Source organism: Gordonia gummivorans, from assembly GCF_022513585.1.
Lineage (GTDB): Bacteria > Actinomycetota > Actinomycetes > Mycobacteriales > Mycobacteriaceae > Gordonia.
The window spans coordinates 1-16,628 of the sequence record NZ_JAKWBF010000036.1 but is presented as its reverse complement, the minus strand read 5'-3'; the positions used below and the strand labels follow the sequence as shown (position 1 = coordinate 16,628).

General features: G+C 65.2%; 15 protein-coding genes and 1 tRNA gene. 9 read left to right on the top strand and 7 right to left on the bottom strand.

Translation table 11 applies throughout. The features are described from left to right. Nucleotides 1-405: 405 nt before the first annotated feature. Together MKW15_RS20915 and bcp are read right to left on the bottom strand one after the other, a co-directional pair. Complete coding sequence (locus MKW15_RS20915; protein ID WP_240861681.1) at nucleotides 406-1,026, bottom strand: TetR family transcriptional regulator; 621 nt, start codon at nucleotides 1,024-1,026, stop codon at nucleotides 406-408. An 80-nt stretch (nucleotides 1,027-1,106) separates the two neighbouring features. Continuing rightward, nucleotides 1,107-1,595 (bottom strand): thioredoxin-dependent thiol peroxidase, encoded by a 489-nt coding sequence (gene bcp / locus MKW15_RS20910; RefSeq protein ID WP_240861679.1) that lies wholly within the window; start codon nucleotides 1,593-1,595, stop codon nucleotides 1,107-1,109. A gap of 271 nt (nucleotides 1,596-1,866) precedes the next feature. Between bcp and MKW15_RS20905 the strand changes: the two genes are divergently transcribed. From MKW15_RS20905 to MKW15_RS20880, 6 genes are all read left to right on the top strand, one after another. Further along, a complete protein-coding gene (locus MKW15_RS20905) occupies nucleotides 1,867-2,091 on the top strand; it encodes a DUF3618 domain-containing protein (protein WP_240861677.1) in 225 nt (74 codons plus the stop codon). A 56-nt stretch (nucleotides 2,092-2,147) separates the two neighbouring features. After that, the gene (locus MKW15_RS20900; RefSeq protein ID WP_374247738.1) at nucleotides 2,148-3,296 is read left to right on the top strand and encodes a L,D-transpeptidase; all 1,149 of its coding nucleotides are present in this window, start codon (nucleotides 2,148-2,150) and stop codon (nucleotides 3,294-3,296) included. A gap of 65 nt (nucleotides 3,297-3,361) precedes the next feature. Beyond that, a tRNA-Lys gene (locus MKW15_RS20895) sits at nucleotides 3,362-3,434 on the top strand. A gap of 211 nt (nucleotides 3,435-3,645) precedes the next feature. Next, a complete protein-coding gene (locus tag MKW15_RS20890; protein ID WP_240861673.1) occupies nucleotides 3,646-4,863 on the top strand; it encodes a L,D-transpeptidase in 1,218 nt (405 codons plus the stop codon). 185 nt (nucleotides 4,864-5,048) lie between these two features. Next, on the top strand, nucleotides 5,049-6,197 hold the full coding sequence (locus tag MKW15_RS20885) for an acyl-CoA dehydrogenase family protein (RefSeq protein WP_240861671.1): 1,149 nt from the start codon (nucleotides 5,049-5,051) through the stop codon (nucleotides 6,195-6,197). Between the two features lie 61 nt (nucleotides 6,198-6,258). After that, complete coding sequence (locus tag MKW15_RS20880) at nucleotides 6,259-7,764, top strand: DUF4185 domain-containing protein (protein WP_240861669.1); 1,506 nt, start codon at nucleotides 6,259-6,261, stop codon at nucleotides 7,762-7,764. A 94-nt stretch (nucleotides 7,765-7,858) separates the two neighbouring features. Here the strand turns inward: MKW15_RS20880 and MKW15_RS20875 are convergent, their stop codons facing one another. The 3 genes from MKW15_RS20875 to MKW15_RS20865 are packed head-to-tail and all read right to left on the bottom strand — an operon-like array spanning nucleotide 7,859 to nucleotide 12,039. Next, nucleotides 7,859-9,910, bottom strand: coding sequence for a neutral/alkaline ceramidase (locus MKW15_RS20875; RefSeq protein WP_240861667.1), 2,052 nt, complete (start codon nucleotides 9,908-9,910; stop codon nucleotides 7,859-7,861). Then, nucleotides 9,894-10,547 (bottom strand): TetR/AcrR family transcriptional regulator, encoded by a 654-nt coding sequence (locus MKW15_RS20870; RefSeq protein ID WP_240861664.1) that lies wholly within the window; start codon nucleotides 10,545-10,547, stop codon nucleotides 9,894-9,896. The genes MKW15_RS20875 and MKW15_RS20870 overlap by 17 nt, the downstream gene beginning before the upstream one ends. Before the next feature lie 16 nt (nucleotides 10,548-10,563). Beyond that, nucleotides 10,564-12,039 carry a flavin monoamine oxidase family protein gene (locus tag MKW15_RS20865; protein WP_240861662.1) on the bottom strand — a complete coding sequence of 492 codons (1,476 nt, stop codon included), beginning with the start codon at nucleotides 12,037-12,039 and terminating at the stop codon, nucleotides 10,564-10,566. A gap of 202 nt (nucleotides 12,040-12,241) precedes the next feature. Between MKW15_RS20865 and MKW15_RS20860 the strand changes: the two genes are divergently transcribed. Beyond that, complete coding sequence (locus MKW15_RS20860) at nucleotides 12,242-13,084, top strand: SDR family oxidoreductase (RefSeq protein WP_240861659.1); 843 nt, start codon at nucleotides 12,242-12,244, stop codon at nucleotides 13,082-13,084. Between the two features lies 1 nt (nucleotide 13,085). On the opposite strand, the gene MKW15_RS20855 is transcribed toward MKW15_RS20860, so the two are convergent. Then, a complete protein-coding gene (locus MKW15_RS20855; protein WP_240861657.1) occupies nucleotides 13,086-14,789 on the bottom strand; it encodes a hypothetical protein in 1,704 nt (567 codons plus the stop codon). Between the two features lie 179 nt (nucleotides 14,790-14,968). Between MKW15_RS20855 and MKW15_RS20850 the strand changes: the two genes are divergently transcribed. Together MKW15_RS20850 and MKW15_RS20845 are read left to right on the top strand one after the other, a co-directional pair. Then, a complete protein-coding gene (locus MKW15_RS20850; protein WP_240861656.1) occupies nucleotides 14,969-15,580 on the top strand; it encodes a thymidine kinase in 612 nt (203 codons plus the stop codon). A gap of 12 nt (nucleotides 15,581-15,592) precedes the next feature. Beyond that, nucleotides 15,593-16,036, top strand: coding sequence for an SRPBCC family protein (locus MKW15_RS20845; protein WP_240861654.1), 444 nt, complete (start codon nucleotides 15,593-15,595; stop codon nucleotides 16,034-16,036). Nucleotides 16,037-16,039: 3 nt separating this feature from the next. Here MKW15_RS20845 and MKW15_RS20840 read toward each other — a convergent pair. Further along, a partial coding sequence (locus MKW15_RS20840) for a YybH family protein (RefSeq protein WP_240861652.1) occupies nucleotides 16,040-16,628 on the bottom strand: 589 nt, incomplete at its 5' end.

Here is a 16,628-nt window from a genome sequence, read left to right as displayed (position 1 = left end):
GCACACAGGTGAGCCGATTCGGCACAGGGTGTGGCCTGAGGGCACCCAGGGCGCATCACCGAGCGGGTCGGGTGCGGCTTGGGCTTGTGTCTGGTCACGCCCGTGGTCGAGCGGCGAGAACTCGAGTTGAGTTGGAGAACGCGAGTGCTGCAGCACTCGCGTTCTCCAACTCGGCACCGGTTGTCGCGGTGTTGGCACGCGGAAGCTCCCAGCCGCATGGGTGGCCACGTTCTTCCCGCTTCCATGAGCGCCGCCGCGGGCGACGGGTGGATCGCTGATCCGACGAACTGGGTGACCACCGCGGCGACCTGCGGAAATCTGTACCTGGGAGGCTGGCCACGTGCACAGTGCACGTGGTCGGGTTGAGGCGTAGAGATATCCGACGGGGTTACTTCGCGTCGAACATCAAGCGTCGCTGGTGGATTCCTCGAGTAAGAGGTAGCCGGCGAGCATGCGCTTGAGTTCGGCGACCGTCTCGTCGTGGTCGTGACCGTCTTGGACCGAGAAGCTGAGCAGCGAATAGGCGGTGTGCACCAGAACCTGCGACATCATTTCGCGGCGTTCGCGCTGCGACGGGGTGAGTGGGGCGATGATGCGTGCCACTTGCTCGGCGAGGACACGTTCGTTCAGCGAGGCGGTTGCCCGGGTGGCCGGAGTGGATTGCACGGCGAGCCACACGGCGCGACGCGACGGATCGGTCCGCCAGAGGGCGGCGAGGTGGTCGAGGAACTTCTCCAGCAGACTCGGCCACTCGAGTGAGGGCACTTCGGTGGAGAAGGCGGTCAGCTCCTCACGCACGTCGACGGTGTCCTGCCGGTCGAGCTCGCACACGATCACGTACTTGTTCGCGAAGTACTGATAGAGAGTGCCGATCGGAACCTCGGCGCGCGTCGCGATCTCCTCGCAGGTGAGCGATTCGAAACCCACGTCGATGAGTAGATCTCGGGCGGCCACCAGCATCGCCTCGAACTTGCGTTTGCTGCGTTCCTGCGTGGGCCGCTTGCGGGGCGTTAGTGGCTGCGGCATTTCCCTGAGTCCGGACTCTCGGTGAACAGACCTCTTGCGAGAGACCTTGGAGGCGGACAACTCGGACATGTCGGGGCCGTCTACACCGACAGATCGCGCCGGAGTTTTGCGACGTGGCCGGTTGCCCGAACGTTGTACTGGGCCAGCGCGATGATGCCGTCCTCGTCGACCAGGAAGGTCGAACGGATCACACCGGTGACTGTCTTGCCGTACATCTTCTTCTCGCCGAACGCGCCCCACTCGGCGAGGACCTTCTTGTCCGGGTCGCTCAGCAACGGGAAGGTCAGACCCTCGGCGTCGACGAATTTCTGCAGTTTCGTTGGCTTGTCGGGGGAGATGCCGATGACGGCGATGCCGGAACCCTCCAGTTCGGCGAGGTTGTCGCGAAAATCACACGCCTGCTTGGTGCACCCCGGCGTCGACGCGGCGGGATAGAAGTACACGATGACCTTGCGACCGGCGTAGTCGGAGAGGGAGACCGGCGACTCTTGCGCGTCGGGCAAGGTGAATGCCGGTGCCTTGTCGCCCACGGCCAGCCGGTTGTTCCCCGTTTGGGTGCTAGCAGACATGAGGCCAGGCTAGTCGATGACCAGCGCCACACGGGGCGAGCGTAGCGACGGGGGATTGCACGGGGCGAGCGTAGCGACGGGGGATTGCACGGGGCGAGCGTAGCGACGGGGGATTGCACGGGGCGAGCGTAGCGACGGGGGATTACACGGCACGGGCGAGCGCAACGCGCCGATCGATGCCGTAGCATCTAAGCGTTGTCGTTCGTGCGGCCGGGTTGTCCGGCGCCGACGGCCACAGTCATGGACGTCGAGACACTGCCGGGAGGGCCGCGTGGCCGGGGATACCGAACGTATCGAGCAGGAAATCGCGAAGGCTCGCGAAGACCTGGCCAGCACCCTGGACGCGCTGGCCGAGCGGACAAGTCCTCAGCGGCTGGCCGACGACGCCAAGACCACCGCCTTGGCCACTCTCAATCGCCCCGCGGTCAAGTACACGCTCGCCGGTGTCGGCGCACTCGTGCTCGTCCTCGTGATCCGCAAGGTAGTCGTCAGTTGAGCGCCGGTCGTCGCCGCTCCGTCCGCGGCGCGACCGCCGCAGCCTCCATCATCGCTCTGGTGTCCGTATTGTCTGGATGCTCAAGCGATCCCACGTATTCCGACGCGATCACCGATGCGCCGGCCGCGTCCACCTTGGGCCATCCGACCATCTCGGTCACCGGTTGGGGGCAGCGTCCGATGAAGGACGAAGCGGTCGGCGTGATGCCGGGAGCGCGAATCACGGTCACGCCACACTTCGGCAATCTGACCTCCGTCGTGGTTTCCGGGCCCAACGGCAAGGTCGACGGCCGCATCGCGCCCAACGGCATCGACTGGGTCACCGACGAGGCACTCGACTACGGCGCTCGGTACACGCTGACCGCGGCTGCCAGAGGCGTCGAAGGCGATGGCGCCCGGCAGGTGAAATTCAGCACCGCGTCGGCCGATTCCTTCGCATCGGTGTCCACGATCACCGGCGACGGTGAGAACGTCGGCGTCGGCCAGCCGGTGGTGATCAACTTCGATACCCCGGTGACCAACAAACTCAACGCGCAGCGTGCCATCTCGGTGACCACCAACCCACCTGTCGACGGTGCGTTCTACTGGGTCAACGACAGCATGCTGCGGTGGCGGCCGGAGCATTTCTGGGCGCCCGGAACCAAGGTGCGGGTCTCGGCACGGCTCAAGGGAATCGACCTGGGCGGCGGTGTGTTCGGCAGCAACGACCTCAACACCTCGTTCAAGGTAGGCCGGCGCTTTGTGGCGATCGCCGACGACAAGACCAAGATCATCACGGTGTACGTCAACAACAAGGTCGTCAAGACGATGCCGACCTCGATGGGCAAGGACTCGACGCCCACCAACAACGGCATCTACATCGTCGCCGAACGGGACCCGAGCGTGATCATGGACTCCTCGACCTACGGTGTCCCGGTCAGTTCGCCGGGTGGCTACCGTGAGGTGGTCTACGACGCGACCCGTATCTCCTTCAGCGGCATCTACGTTCACTCGGCGCCGTGGTCGCTCGGTGACCAGGGCAACTCGGACGTCAGCAACGGATGCCTCAACGTCAGTCCCGACAACGCCGAATGGTTCCTGAACCACGCGCTCCGGGGTGACATCGTGATCGCGAAAAACACTGTCGGGCCGCCGCTTCCGGGCGACGACGGACTCGGTGACTGGAACGTCCCGTGGTCGGTGTGGAAACGCGGGAACGCGAGCTGACCGGTCGTAGCAGGCGATTTCACTTCTGCGACGCGGGCATGTAAGGTTCCATCTCGCAACGGCACGCGCCATTAGCTCAATTGGCAGAGCAGCTGACTCTTAATCAGCGGGTTCGGGGTTCGAGTCCCTGATGGCGCACTCCATGACAAGACGCCCCAAGATTTCGGGGCGTCTTGTCGCGTCTGTGCCGTACCCCACACGGCGCATCGGACGAATGGCCGACTCGGACAATTCGGATGTCCGGGGTTTCTCGTACAATCGGTGCGAGAGCGGCGCTGGTGGCCGTTTTTGTCAGTTGGCAGGGCGACTCCGGGTGGGCACCGGGTCGGTAGAGACAGGTTGGTAAACGATGGGGATCGGTCGAAGCCGGCGGACGTCGCTGGTGGTCAGTGGAGTGCTGCTCGCAGTGGTGGCCCTGTTGACGTCATGCACAACCAAGGACGCCTCATACTCCGACGACGTGTCGAGCTCGAGTCTGCTCGGGGACATGCTCGTACCCGGGCTGGCATTCAGCGGGATTGCCGACAAGCCGCTCGGTGACAAGTCCGTGGGCATCCAGCCGGGCGCACCGATCACCGTTCGCTCCAGCGAGGGCACGCTGACGAATGTGGTCATCAAGAAGTCCAACGGCCAGCCGGTGCGTGGCGAGTTCAGCGCGGATCGCACCGAGTGGGTCAGTGGCGAGGTGCTCGGCTTCAACCGGACCTACACCCTGCAGGCCAACGCGACCGGCGTGGGCGGCGCCAGCACCAAGCAGGTGTCCTTCACGACCAGCGCACCGAGCAACCTGACGCAGGCATACGTGACGCCGACCGCAGAGGATCGGGTGGTCGGCATCGGTCAGCCGGTCTCCGTGAAGTTCGACGAGCCGATCCCGGACCGGATGGCCGCGCAGCGTGCCATCAAGGTCACCGCAAATCCGCCCGTCGACGGCGCGTTCTACTGGATCAGCGACACCGAGGTTCGCTGGCGTCCGCAGCACTTCTGGAAGCCGGGCACCAAGGTGACGGTCGCGGTGAACACCGAGGGCATCGACCTCGGCAACGGACTGTTCGGGCAGCAGAACGTCAAGCGTCAGTTCACCATCGGCCGGTCGATGATCATCACCGCCGACGACAACAACAAGCAGGTCGTCGTCAGGCGCGACGGTCGGGTCGTCAAGACGATGCCCACCTCGATGGGTAAGCCCGGCGACGAGACCGACAACGGCTGGTATCTGGTCGCCGACAAGCACGACAACATCATCATGGATTCGTCCACCTACGGTGTGCCGGTGAACTCGTCGAACGGCTATCGCACGCCCGTGGACTACGCGACCCGGATGTCCTACAGCGGCATCTTCTTCCACTCGGCTCCGTGGTCGGTGTGGGCGCAGGGCAATACCAACACCAGCCACGGCTGCCTCAATCTGAGCCCCGACAACGCACTGTGGATCATGAACAACACCCTCAAGGGTGATCCGGTGCTGGTGAAGAACACCACCGGCGGCACCCTGCCCGGGACGGATGGCCTGGGTGACTGGAACATCAAGTGGGCCGAATGGAAGGCCGGTAACGCCAACGGCTGATTTCTCCACACAGAGACCTCACTTCTGGTCAGAGACCGTCGGGATTGCCGACGGTCCGTGACTGCAGGTGAGGTCTCTGTCGTCGGCGGGTGGGTCGGCCCGCTCCCGGCGCCCGGTGCAACTCTGCCACTCATCACTGTTACGATCGCGGCTGACAATAACGCCGACGATGAGGGTGTACAACCATGGCTGATCGCTCTTCCTGGGAAACCGACGACCTGACTGCTCTGCGTGATCTTGCCCGCAGCTTCTGCGAGAAGGAGATCAAGCCGAACATCGAGAAGTTCATCGAGCAGCATCACGTCGACCGGGACCTGTGGAACAAGGCAGGCGAACTCGGGCTGCTCTGTATGTCGATCCCCGAGGAGTACGGCGGTGGCGGCGGGACCTTCGCGCACGAGGCGGTGTTGATCGAGGAGCAGGCCCGGATCGTCGATTCATCGTGGGGCGGAAGCCTGCACAACGGGATCATCGCGCACTACCTGCTCGCATACGGCACCGAAGAGCAGAAGAAGACCTGGCTGCCGAAGATGGCCAGCGGCGAGGTGGTCGGTGCGATTGCGATGACCGAGCCCGGCACCGGGTCGGACCTGCAGAACGTCAAGACCAAGGCGATCCGTCAGGGCGACGAGTACGTGATCGACGGCTCCAAGACGTTCATCACCAACGGGGGACAGGCCGACCTCATCATCGTCGTGGCCAAGACCGACACCGCCGAGGGCGCGAAGGGGATCTCGCTGGTCCTCGTCGAAGCCGACCGTGAGGGATTCCGGCGTGGCCGCGTGCTCGACAAGGTGGGGCAGCGCGGGCAGGACACCTCGGAACTCTTCTTCGACGGTGTGCGGGTGCCGGTGTCGAACCTGTTGTCCGCCGATGGGCAGGAGGGCCAGGGATTCGTCCAGCTGATGCAGCAACTCCCGCAGGAACGGCTCATCATCGCGGTCGCCTCCGTCGCCGGCATGGAAACCGCAGTTGCCCAGACGATCACCTACACCAAGGAGCGCACCGCGTTCGGTCGCCCCATCTTCGGGTTCCAGAACACCAAGTTCAAACTTGCCGAGGCAGCTACCGAGACCCGCATTGCACGTGTGTTCGTCGACGACTGCATCACCAAGCACCTCGAGGGCAAGCTCGACATCCCGACCGTCGCGATGGCGAAGTGGTGGACCAGCGACCGGGCGATGGTGGTGGCCGACGAGTGTCTTCAGCTGTTCGGTGGATACGGCTACATGAACGAATACCCGATCTCTCGCATGTGGGCCGACGGCCGCGTGCAGAAGATCTACGCCGGTACCAACGAGATCATGAAGGAGATCATCGCTCGCACGCTCTGAGCGGCTGCGATGATAGATTCCTCGTGATCGCGTGCGGTGCGCGATCACGAGGAGGGGACCGATGGCCGGCGATTGGGTGTACCGCGGTCTTGCGCCGATCTGCGCCGCGATGCTGGTCGCGGGTACGGCGTCGGTGGTCGGTGCAAGCCAGGCGTCGGGCGCACCCGAACGGCAACTACCGAGCTCCGGATGTGAGAACGATCTGCCGCCCAAGCCCAAGGGTGGTCCGTTCGATCCGCGCAGCCTCATCCCCAAACTGCCCGACCGCATCGGTATACCGCTTCCGTACCCGCGGATTCTCCCGGTCCCGGAGCCGGCGCCGCAGGTGAAGCCGGTGCGGATTCCCTCGCAGCTGCCGCCGCACGATCCGTGTTCGGATCCGTGCCCTGACATCACCGATCCGAAGAAGCCCAAGCCCAATGGGCCGGCGCTGAGTATCGAGTTCCCGAAGATCACGCTCGACCCGCGCCCGATCAACATCCCGATTCCCGTACCCAACCCGAATCCGCCGACCTTCCCGCCACCACCACCGGCCAAGGCGCCCGGATTCGAAGCCGGACCGGTGGCCCCGAAACCGACCCCGCCGCGGGTGACACGGGTGAATTTCGTCTCCACGCTCACCGGCAAGGGCTCGACGAGTCGCACGGACAAGCGCTGGCAGATCCAGGGCACCGATCTCGGCATCATGTGGGAGTCCAAGCCGGGGCAGGTCGCGATCGTGTTCGGCGACACGTTCGGCAAGGGCTTCAAGCCGCCGGGCGCGAACGGCGGAGACTGGCGGAGCAACGTGCTCGGATTCTCCTCCGACACCCATCTCGCCGACGGTATGTCGATCGACACGATGGTGCAGGACAGCCGATGCCATGCCGTACAGGTGCTCGATTCGCGCCACATCAACTACTACGAGATGACGACGATCCCCACGTCCGGGTTCGCCATCGGTGACCGCCAGTACATGAGTTACATGTCGGTGCGGTGGTGGGCACCGCTTCCCGGGGTGTGGCTCACCAACTACGGCGGGCTGGCCTACTCCGACGATGGCGGGTCCACCTGGGTCAAGGATCGATATGCGCGGTGGGACAACATCTTCGGGACAAGCCAGTTCCAGGTCTCCTCGATGGTTCCGCACGGCGACTACGTCTACATGTTCGGCACGCCCAACTCGCGGATCGGATCGGTCGGTCTCGCGCGGGTGCTCAAGTCGGACGTTCTGAACAAGACCGCATACCAGTATTGGCGCGACGGCCGCTGGGTGCCCGCCCGCAACGGGAACGTCGCGTCGGTGCTGTTCTTCGGTGTCGCCGGTGAGTTGTCGGCACGCTTCGACGACGAGACCCAGCGGTGGCAGCTGAGCTACCTCGACGCGCTTCGCGGCTCCATAGTCCTGCGCAAGGCGCGTGCGCCGCAGGGGCTGTGGTCGGAGCCGACAGAGCTGGTGCATTCCCAGCGCTACGCCCAGCTCTACGGCGGATTCCTGCACCCGTGGTCGCGCGGCAACGATCTGTACTTCACCATGTCGACATGGGCGCAGTACAACGTGTCGCTCATGCGGGCGCGCGTGTACTGATCTCCACCTCGTTGACCGTGCGTCGAAATTCGTTGACCGTGCGTCGAAATGCCCAGTCAACGATTTGGGACGCACGCTCAACGGGATGCGGTGGTCAGCCGACGCGGAACTCTCTTGACACGCCACTGAATTCGTGGATCTTTCCCTGCGCGTCTTTGCTGTTTCCGAAGTAGCGCACGCGGTAGGTTCCCGAAACCTCGGCCGGGCTCTTCCAGGTGATACGCACCTTGGAGGTGTCCGACGAGCCCGCCGGCCTCGACCAATGGAATTCGGTGGACCAGTCGTTGTCGTCGGCGACGACCTGCCAGCGCAGACCGTCGCGCCGTTGGATCTCGAGATATGTTCGGCCATGCCGGAAATCGTTGTTGGGATGAGCTCCGACGAACTCGGCCGACACCAATTGGCCTGGCCGGTATCGATTTCGGGGCTGCGTGAGAACGTCGCCGTAGCGGTGTCCGGGAATCGGACGATCCGGCGGTACCGCAGGCAGAAGGTCGGGCTGCAGTCCCGCCTTGTCCAGCGGCGCGGGTCCGCGGCCCAGGGTGCGGCCGGACGCCATGGCCGCGGCGAGACGGGCGAACTCTTGCATGTAGGCCGACAGGGTCCACCGGCCGTACTGGGTTTCGCCGCCCTCGTACTGCTGGGCGTCGTACTCCTCCGGCGTGGTCACGTACTGGGTGTAGGCATTCGAATAGCCTTGGATCAGAACGTCATCGATGTCCACGTGCAGAGCGTCGGCGACGACTCGTCGTAGTCGCAGACCGGCGACGATGGTCACCTCGGCGGGAATCGCGACCAGGACGAGTTCACCGATGCGCATGATCTGCAGCGGCACCACGTGTGGAATCCACGGAGACGGCGGAAGCAGACCGAGGGGGAACAGCGTCAGCTTGGGTGCCTGCATGTCGCGCATCCACGGGGCGATCGGTGGGTGCTTGTCACCGCCGAAAGCTGTCACGAGCGGATTGGTGACACCCTCTTTCAGAAATCCCAGCTGCGAGTAGTAGTTGTCCTCGGTGCTTGTCGCGGCAGCGGCGGCGCCCATCATCGCCGGCGTGGTGCGTGCCGGCCGCCCTTCCGGGGTGAATGCCGGATTGATGCTGACTGCCGACATGTCGACGTAGCGCACCGCCGAATCGACGCCGCCGCGTCGCATACCCTGCGCTCCGGCGAACGCGACACGGCCCGCTTGATACTGGCGTTCGCCGATGATCGCGCAGTTGAGGCGGTTGTCGTCGGTGGGCCCGCTCGGACGCATCTTTCTCAGTTTGAGGTTGGGCGTCATGTCGCCCGAGTTGGTCTGTGGGAACGCTGCGACGATGCCGGGTTCGTCGCGCTCCCAGCGATAACTGGCATACCCCTTGTTGTCGCCGGCGATCAAGTGATTCTTGTCGGTCAGTGACGTGCCGTGGGTGGAGAACCAGGTGATCGCTCCGACGTCCTTGGCGCCCTGGCGGAATCGCAGGACCGTGACGGCGGGGTCGATGGCATGCGGGAAGTGGCGACGGTCGGCGCGGGGATTGAGGTCGAAGGCGACCTTGGACCGGTTGGCGCTCGCGTTGTGCAGTTCGGACCGACCGAGGCCGATGGAGCCGGGCGCGAGGTTCTCGTGCGCGCGCACGATCGCGTTGAACAGTCCGTCGAGTTCGGCTTGGTAGGAGTTCTTCTTGAACCCGTAGGCGGCCAGCGAGTAGGCGTAGTCCCAGGCCGTCCCGCCACAGGACGCATGGGTGTGCGTCGCATTGAGGTTGACGTTTCGTTCGGTGTACAGCGCGCCGAATCGCTTGCGCAACTTGGGCATCAGGCCCATGTGATGGGACTGGAACAGGCACGCGATGTCGGCGGTGAGGAAGACGATGCGTTCGCCGGTGGACTGGTCGACGACGATGTAGGCCCGGGCCCAACAGCGTTGGAGCAGCCCCTCGGCGACCTGATTGGCGTCGGAATAGCCCATCATTCCCTGACCGGCGATGGCGCCGGTCATGTCGGCGATTCCGCACCCGACCAGATAGTTCGTGCTGTCCTCGCGAGCGGGTGTGGCCCCGCTCGGTGTCGCGCTGACTGTGGTTCCCACGGCCAGCGCGACACCGCCCCCGACTGCGGACGCAGCTGTGGTCTGAAGTAGTTTTCTACGGCTGATGTCCATGTAGATCTCCCCCTGAGTCGACCTCGTCGACGATGTGTGTCATCAACAGTGATGTGGTCGCCATTGCGATCGTGTCGCAGACCGAACGGTCGCGAATGTTGAGGTAGGCGAGCGTGATTCCGTCCGTGGCGGCAACCACCAGTGGGGAGAGCTCGCGTACCGGACGGTCCCACGTCACGCCCGCCATTGCTGCGGCCGCCGCGAGGCCGTTCGCGATGGCGTCGTAGTACGAGTGATACATCTGGGCCCCGAACGCACGAAGGCCGTCGGTCTGGCGCGCGTACTGATTGAGCGCGATCATCGCCTGCTCGCGATCGGGATCGGCTTCCACACCGTCGATATAGGCCGTTAGCGCGCCACTCAACATCAGCCCGACGCCGCGTCGCCCACGCGACCCGACGGTTGCGCCCTGCCCGAGTGCAGATGCCATCGCCTCGAGTTCCATCTCGATGCCGCGGTGCACGAGCGCGGCGAGCAATGCCTCGCGCGAGTCGAAGACGTAGTGGAAGGTGGAGAGCGTGACACCCGCTTCGGCGCAGATTGCACGCGTCGTTGCGCCGTCGACGCCGTTACGAGCGATGACGTGAAAGGCAGAGTCCAGCAACAGTTCTCGTCGGGTCTCGACGGGCATTCTCATTGCTGGTGTCCTCCGGTCACAGGGCCCCGAGAACTTCGCGGGCCGCGCGCTTGCCGGAACGAACGGCACCGTCCATGTATCCGGTCCAATAGTCGGCGGTCTCGGTCCCTGCCCAGTGGATGGGGCCCACCGGAGCGCGCAGCGCCGGCCCGAATCGGGTGAGGGTACCCGGTGAACTCACCGCGACCGGACCACCACGAGACCAGGGCTCGAGATCCCATTTGAAGATGCCGTAGTCGATGAAGTCGCGTGCCTCCGGACCGAAGTAGTCGACGAAGTTCCCGATGCACTCGCGTACGATCTGGTGCGCGGGTGCACGGTCGAGGCGACGCATCGCATCCGCGGAGATGAACCCCATGAGGATGTGCCGGTCCTCGGCATAGCTCTCGAACGTGACGTCGATCGGTCGGCCGTCGCCATATACCTGGCCGGACAGGCCCTTCTCGCGCCAGAACGGTCGCCGATACAGCGCCGCGAACTTGCTCACCGCACCCATGTGGTAGCCGCGTGTCAATCCCACGCGGGACGCGGGAAGACCTGGGCGGTAATCGATCTGGTCGCTGATGGCCGGCGACATCGCGACGATGACCTTCCGTCCGCGGAAGGTGCCCGCGTCGCTGGTGACGGTCGCGATGCCGCCCGAGGTCGCGATCGTGCGGACCGGTGCGTTGTAGACCATGCGACGACCGAGTGCCTTGGCCATGCGCAACGGGATGAGCGCGGCACCACCCTCGAAGAGTTTCTCCTGCGCGCCGCCATCGGTGCTCAGGAGGCGAATCAGGGTGCCGGGATTGTTCTCGTCGCCGGAGGCCGCGATGTAGTTGAGGAAGTACAGAGCCGAGACCTCGTCGGGACGGACGGACAGCGGCGCCGACATCGCGACCTGCATCAGGTCGCGAGCGGTCTGCGTGCTGACCATCTGGTCGGTGTACTGCTTCCAGGTGAGCGAATCGAGGTGGCGGGCGTTCGGGTGTTTCCACGGTTCGCCGACCGGGAATCCGGCCAGGGCATCGGCCGACGCCCGCGCGAGTGCCGGCCCTGCCTCCCCGATGTCCGGAACGAGGGGAAGCGGCACCGCTGCGGACATGCGTTGTGCGCGTCCGTCATTGAAGAAGATGCTGTCGCCGACGTTGTAGGTGCGCAGGGTGCGGACGTCGTACTCGCGCGCGAGGGCGGCGATGTGGTTCTGCGTCGGTCCGATGAATTCCGCACCTGCGTCGAGCGTGGCGCCGAGTCGAGGCGACTTGATGTTGTGGACGCGGCCGCCCGGCCGATCGCGTGCCTCCAGGACGACGACCGACGCGCCGCCCTCGCTGAGTGTCTTGGCTGCGGCCAGGCCCGAGAGGCCGGCACCGACGACGATCGCGTCGACCACGCCGTCGCGGGGTGCCGCGTTGGCCGGGTGATGCCCGAGCGCGAGCACTCCCGCCGTGGTCCCCGCTACCGCAGCGCTGCCGGCAAGGAACTGGCGGCGCGACACATTGCTACTCATGAAACCCCCGTTCGTCGACGCACCCCTGCGTCGTGATCACGAAACGAAACTACCGGCGACATGTTTAGGTCATTTGACCTGAAGTTACGCCAAGGTAACGAGATGGCGGGGCGAATTGGCCGAAAACGGGGAAGACCAGAGCCGCACAGTCGGGCAGGATGACGGTGGCGGCGGGTATCTGATCGAGTGAAACGGAGCGAGCATGCAGCAGACGGCGATCATCACCGGGGGAACCGGCGGCATGGGATTGGCGACCGCAAGGATCATCGGCGTCGATCACCGGATCGTGCTCGCCGACGTCGACGGCGGCCGACTCGATCGCGCCGTGGACGAGTTGACCGCTGCCGGTATCGAGGCGTCGGGCACAGTGTGCGACATCACCGACCGTGCCTCGGTCGATGCGCTGATCGACGATGCCGAGCGGGGTGGTCACGTCCGCGCATTGATCCACACCGCGGGGGTGAGTCCACAGATGGGCGACGCCAGGTTCATCGCGCGAATCAACGCGGTGGGTACGGTCAACGTCGTCGAGTCCTATCTTCGGGTCGCGGGCGAAGGCGACGCGATCGTGAACGTCGCGTCGATCGCCGGCCATATGAGTCCGCGGCTTCTCCAGCCCACCCGCGCATTCCGGTTGGCACGCAAGGACGTTGGCGCGATGGAACGCAAGTTGGTGGGTAGCACCCGAGTCTTGCCTGCCTCCGCGCGCGCTGGTGCCGCGTACAGCACCAGCAAGGCCTTCGTGATCTGGTACACCCGCGAGATGGCCGCCGACTTCGGTGCGAAAGGTGCACGCATCGTGTCGGTGTCGCCGGGCAGCTTCGACACCGCGATGGGCAGGCTGGAAGAGAAGAGCGGGTCGGCCAAGCTCCTCGACTACGCGGCGCTCAAGCGATTCGGTAAACCCGACGAGGTCGCGGAGATCCTCGCCTTCGTGGCGAGCACGAAACCCGGGTATCTCACCGGCACCGACATCCTGGTGGATGGCGGCACCAAGGCGGGCCTCGACCTGAAGGGCATGATCGCGATGGCGCGCGGCAACTGACTCAGCGCACGTTGATCGCGAAGGCGGCCAGCCGCGTCGACACCTGTTCCGGGCGGCCGTTGTTCTGGCGCGCGGCAGCGGTCAGGACGTCGATGTGGTTGTAGCCGGGCAAGCGGACGACGATGCCACGCGGATTGGCCGCCGGGGTGGGTTGCACACCGCCCGCGGCGATGAACGTCACCATCGGTGCGCGATTGGCGGCGCCGGGATAGAACCGGTGACGAGCCGCCGCGCCGCCGTTGCGGTTCGACAGTTCGGCAGGCAGCGCGGTGGGGAAGTACCACTCGGTGAAGTCGAGCGGCGGTTCGGACAGGTTACGCGCGAGTTCGTGGATCGAGGTGACCTCGTTGCTGGGCGTCGTGTATCGGTACAGGGATGGATCGATCTGGTCGTAGTCGCGCCAGGTATAGACGATGTCGGGCGCGAACCCGCTCGGTGCATACTTCGGTGCGTCGCCGAAAGAAGTGAGCGACAGGGGAATCCGCTTCGCCACGGCGTCCGGCAAGGGGAATGACTTGGGGACGACCGGACCGGAGCCGATGAACCCGACACTGGTCTGCAGGAAGCCGAAGGGTTGTGAGTTGTCGTCGAGGATGGCGCCGAGGACAGCGGTGTTGGTGGCGTGCAGGGTGTGGATGTCGGGTTGGCCGGTGAGGAACATCGGGTAGTCCTTGGCCAGCAGCGTGCGCAGCGTCATGTCGACGTTGAGGTTCTTGGGCAAGTGGGTGATGACGTCGTCGACGCCGTCGGGGTCGAGTCGGGCGGCGAGGCCGGTGAGGGCGAGCAGGTTCATCGTCTCCGGATTGATGACCGCGGGCAGCGCCAGCACCGGCAGTGCGGTGTCGACGATTCCGAGTGCGGCGTCGAGCACGGTGCCCACCGGTGCGGGGATGTCCGGAATGCGAACGCTGGTGGGAAGATTCAGCCCACCGGTGAGTGCGGTGAGGTCGGAGGTGATACCGGTGTCGAGCGCGACGTATCCCGCGCACTGATTGAACCCGGCGTCCTGCGTGGTCCGTCGATCGCCGTCGAAGTCCCATTCGGCGAAGAAGCCGGTGATGAAGCCGCCGAGCGAATGGCCGCCGCAGATCACCTTCTGCTTGCGGAGTCGCTGGTCGGGGAGTTCGGCGCGGAGAAGGTCGTATTCGTCGCGGAGGGTCTGCTCGACACCCTGGTGCCGCAACCACGCGTACTGCGGGCCGTTCGCCGGGAAGTCGGGGAATCCAGCGAATCGGCGACCATTGACGGTCTTCCCGGACACGTAGTAGCCGGCTGCGGTCTCGAAGGAGCCAGACTTCAGCGCGGCGTCGATGCCGGTGTGGTCTTCCATGCAGTTGGACCGACGGTCGAGGGCCCAGAACTCGATCGACGATCCGGCCCGCGCAGCGGCGGCCACCGTGTTGCGCGCAACGCTTTCGAATGCGCCTGCGCCCTCGAAGATCCCCGGTTGAGCCACCACGATGCGATCGGCGTCGGCCGACCGTCCTGGGCCGGCGGAGGATCGGAAACGCAAGTACGACAACCAGTCACACGCCTCGGGGTGCCTTCCGGCGGTCGGCGGCAACGGTATGCGTACCCGAACGACGGTCGCGACGACCGACGACACCGCGGACGTGGAGGCGTAGGTGGTCTCCGATCGAGCGGGCGCGGCCTCCGACGTCGGTGCGCCGGTCCACGTCAGCGCCAACGCTGTCGACAACACCATGGCCACCACGACACTTCTCCGACGCGCCACCATCGCATGACCCCCCAAGTTGTGACCGACGACACTTTCGCCAGAGGCTACTCGTCCGGGAGATCCACGATGCGCGGTTCGGCGTCATGCGCAAGCGCTGCCGCGGTGCGGCATCATCGGACGATGAGTTCGTGGTGTGGTGACGTGCGATGATCGCGCGGCTCGTCTTCTTTCATGGCCCGATGGGTGCGGGCAAGTCGACCTTTGCCCTGCAGACGCACTTCAACCAGAGTCGGCAGGGGCGCCGTGGCGTTCTGGTCAGCACTCTGGACCGGTCGGGTGCGCCAATGGTGACGAGCCGGATCGGTCTGACTGCCACCGCAGTCATCGTCGGGCCGGGCGATGACGTGTTCGCCGCTGCCATGGACGACGGATCGGCAGGCGAACTCGACTACGTGGTGTGCGACGAGGCGCAGTTCCTGACGCCGTCACAGGTGGAGGCCCTGGTGCGTCTCGTCGACGAGGCGGGGGTGGATGTGCTCGCGTTCGGTCTGCTCACGGACTTTCAGGCGCGGCTGTTCCCGGGGTCGGCACGGCTCATCGAAGTCGCCGACGAGGTGCACCGCATGCAGGCGATCGTGCTGTGCTGGTGTGGTCGCCCGGCCACGCACAATGCCCGCGTGGCCGACGGTGTGGTGGTGCGCTCGGGTGATCGCGTGGCCGTCGGGGATGTGGTTGTGGGGGAGATTGCTTCAGGCGATACACAGGTCCACTACCAGGCACTATGTCGGCTTCACCATCGGCAGGGCCGGCTCGGGTGATTGGATCGGAGCATGATCGATCGGATCGTGAGTGCGCAACGTGTCATCCATGCACCCGCGGCGGTGATTTTCGAGTTGATCGCCGATCCGGCGCGGCAACCCGAATGGGACGGCAATGACAATCTCGCCACGGCGGCTCCTGAACAACGGGTGCGCGCGGTGGGTGACGTGTTCGCGATGACCCTCACCACGGGTGCCGTCCGGGAGAATCACGTCGAGGAATTCGACGAGGGCCGTCTGATTGCGTGGCGTCCGTCGGAGCCGGGCGGTCCGCCTCCCGGACATCTGTGGCGATGGGAACTCGAACCCGCCAACGATCAGGTGCTGGTGACCCACACCTACGACTGGACTCGGCTCACCGATGAGAAGAGGCTTCCGCGTGCACGGGCGACCACGTCGGAGAAGTTGAGCGCGTCTTTGGACCGCTTGGCCGCGGTCGCGGAAGCATCTGTGTGACAGTCAGTTTCGGCTGCGGAGATCAGCTGTCGAGGCCGCGGGCGAGTTCTGCGACGTGGTCGAACGGTATTGGGTGCACGAGAGCGTCTGCGTGGCGGTGGATGATCTGCCAGCCGTCGGCGTGACGTCGGACACCAGCGTGAGGCGCAGCGACCAGTCTTGCCGCTCACGACCGTCGATCACTCCGCTTTGGCGTTCCACGCCGACCAGCACGACCATGTCGCCCGACACGTACGTGGCTTCCGTGACCCAGGTTGCTTCGCCCGGGCCTCCGAAGAAGGCGCTGGTCGCGTCGATGTCTTCCGGTGTGCCGTCGAAGCCGTGAATGGTCGGACCGCCACCCGGCGGCATCAACGTGTAGTCGTCGGAGTGCTCGAGCAGGGCCAGGTACGTGCGGAAATCGCCGCGAATGAAGGCGCCAGCGGCCTCGTCCACGCGGGCGATGAGTTCCGCGAGGTCGGCGTCGGTGATCGGGTGTGATTCTGGCCGGTGGCCATGGTGTGAATATACGCCCGCGGCGACGGTCGGCCCAGATCGTGATTGGTGGGCGAAAGCAGAAGGTCGGAGGGCGAAAACGCCCTCCGACCTGCTA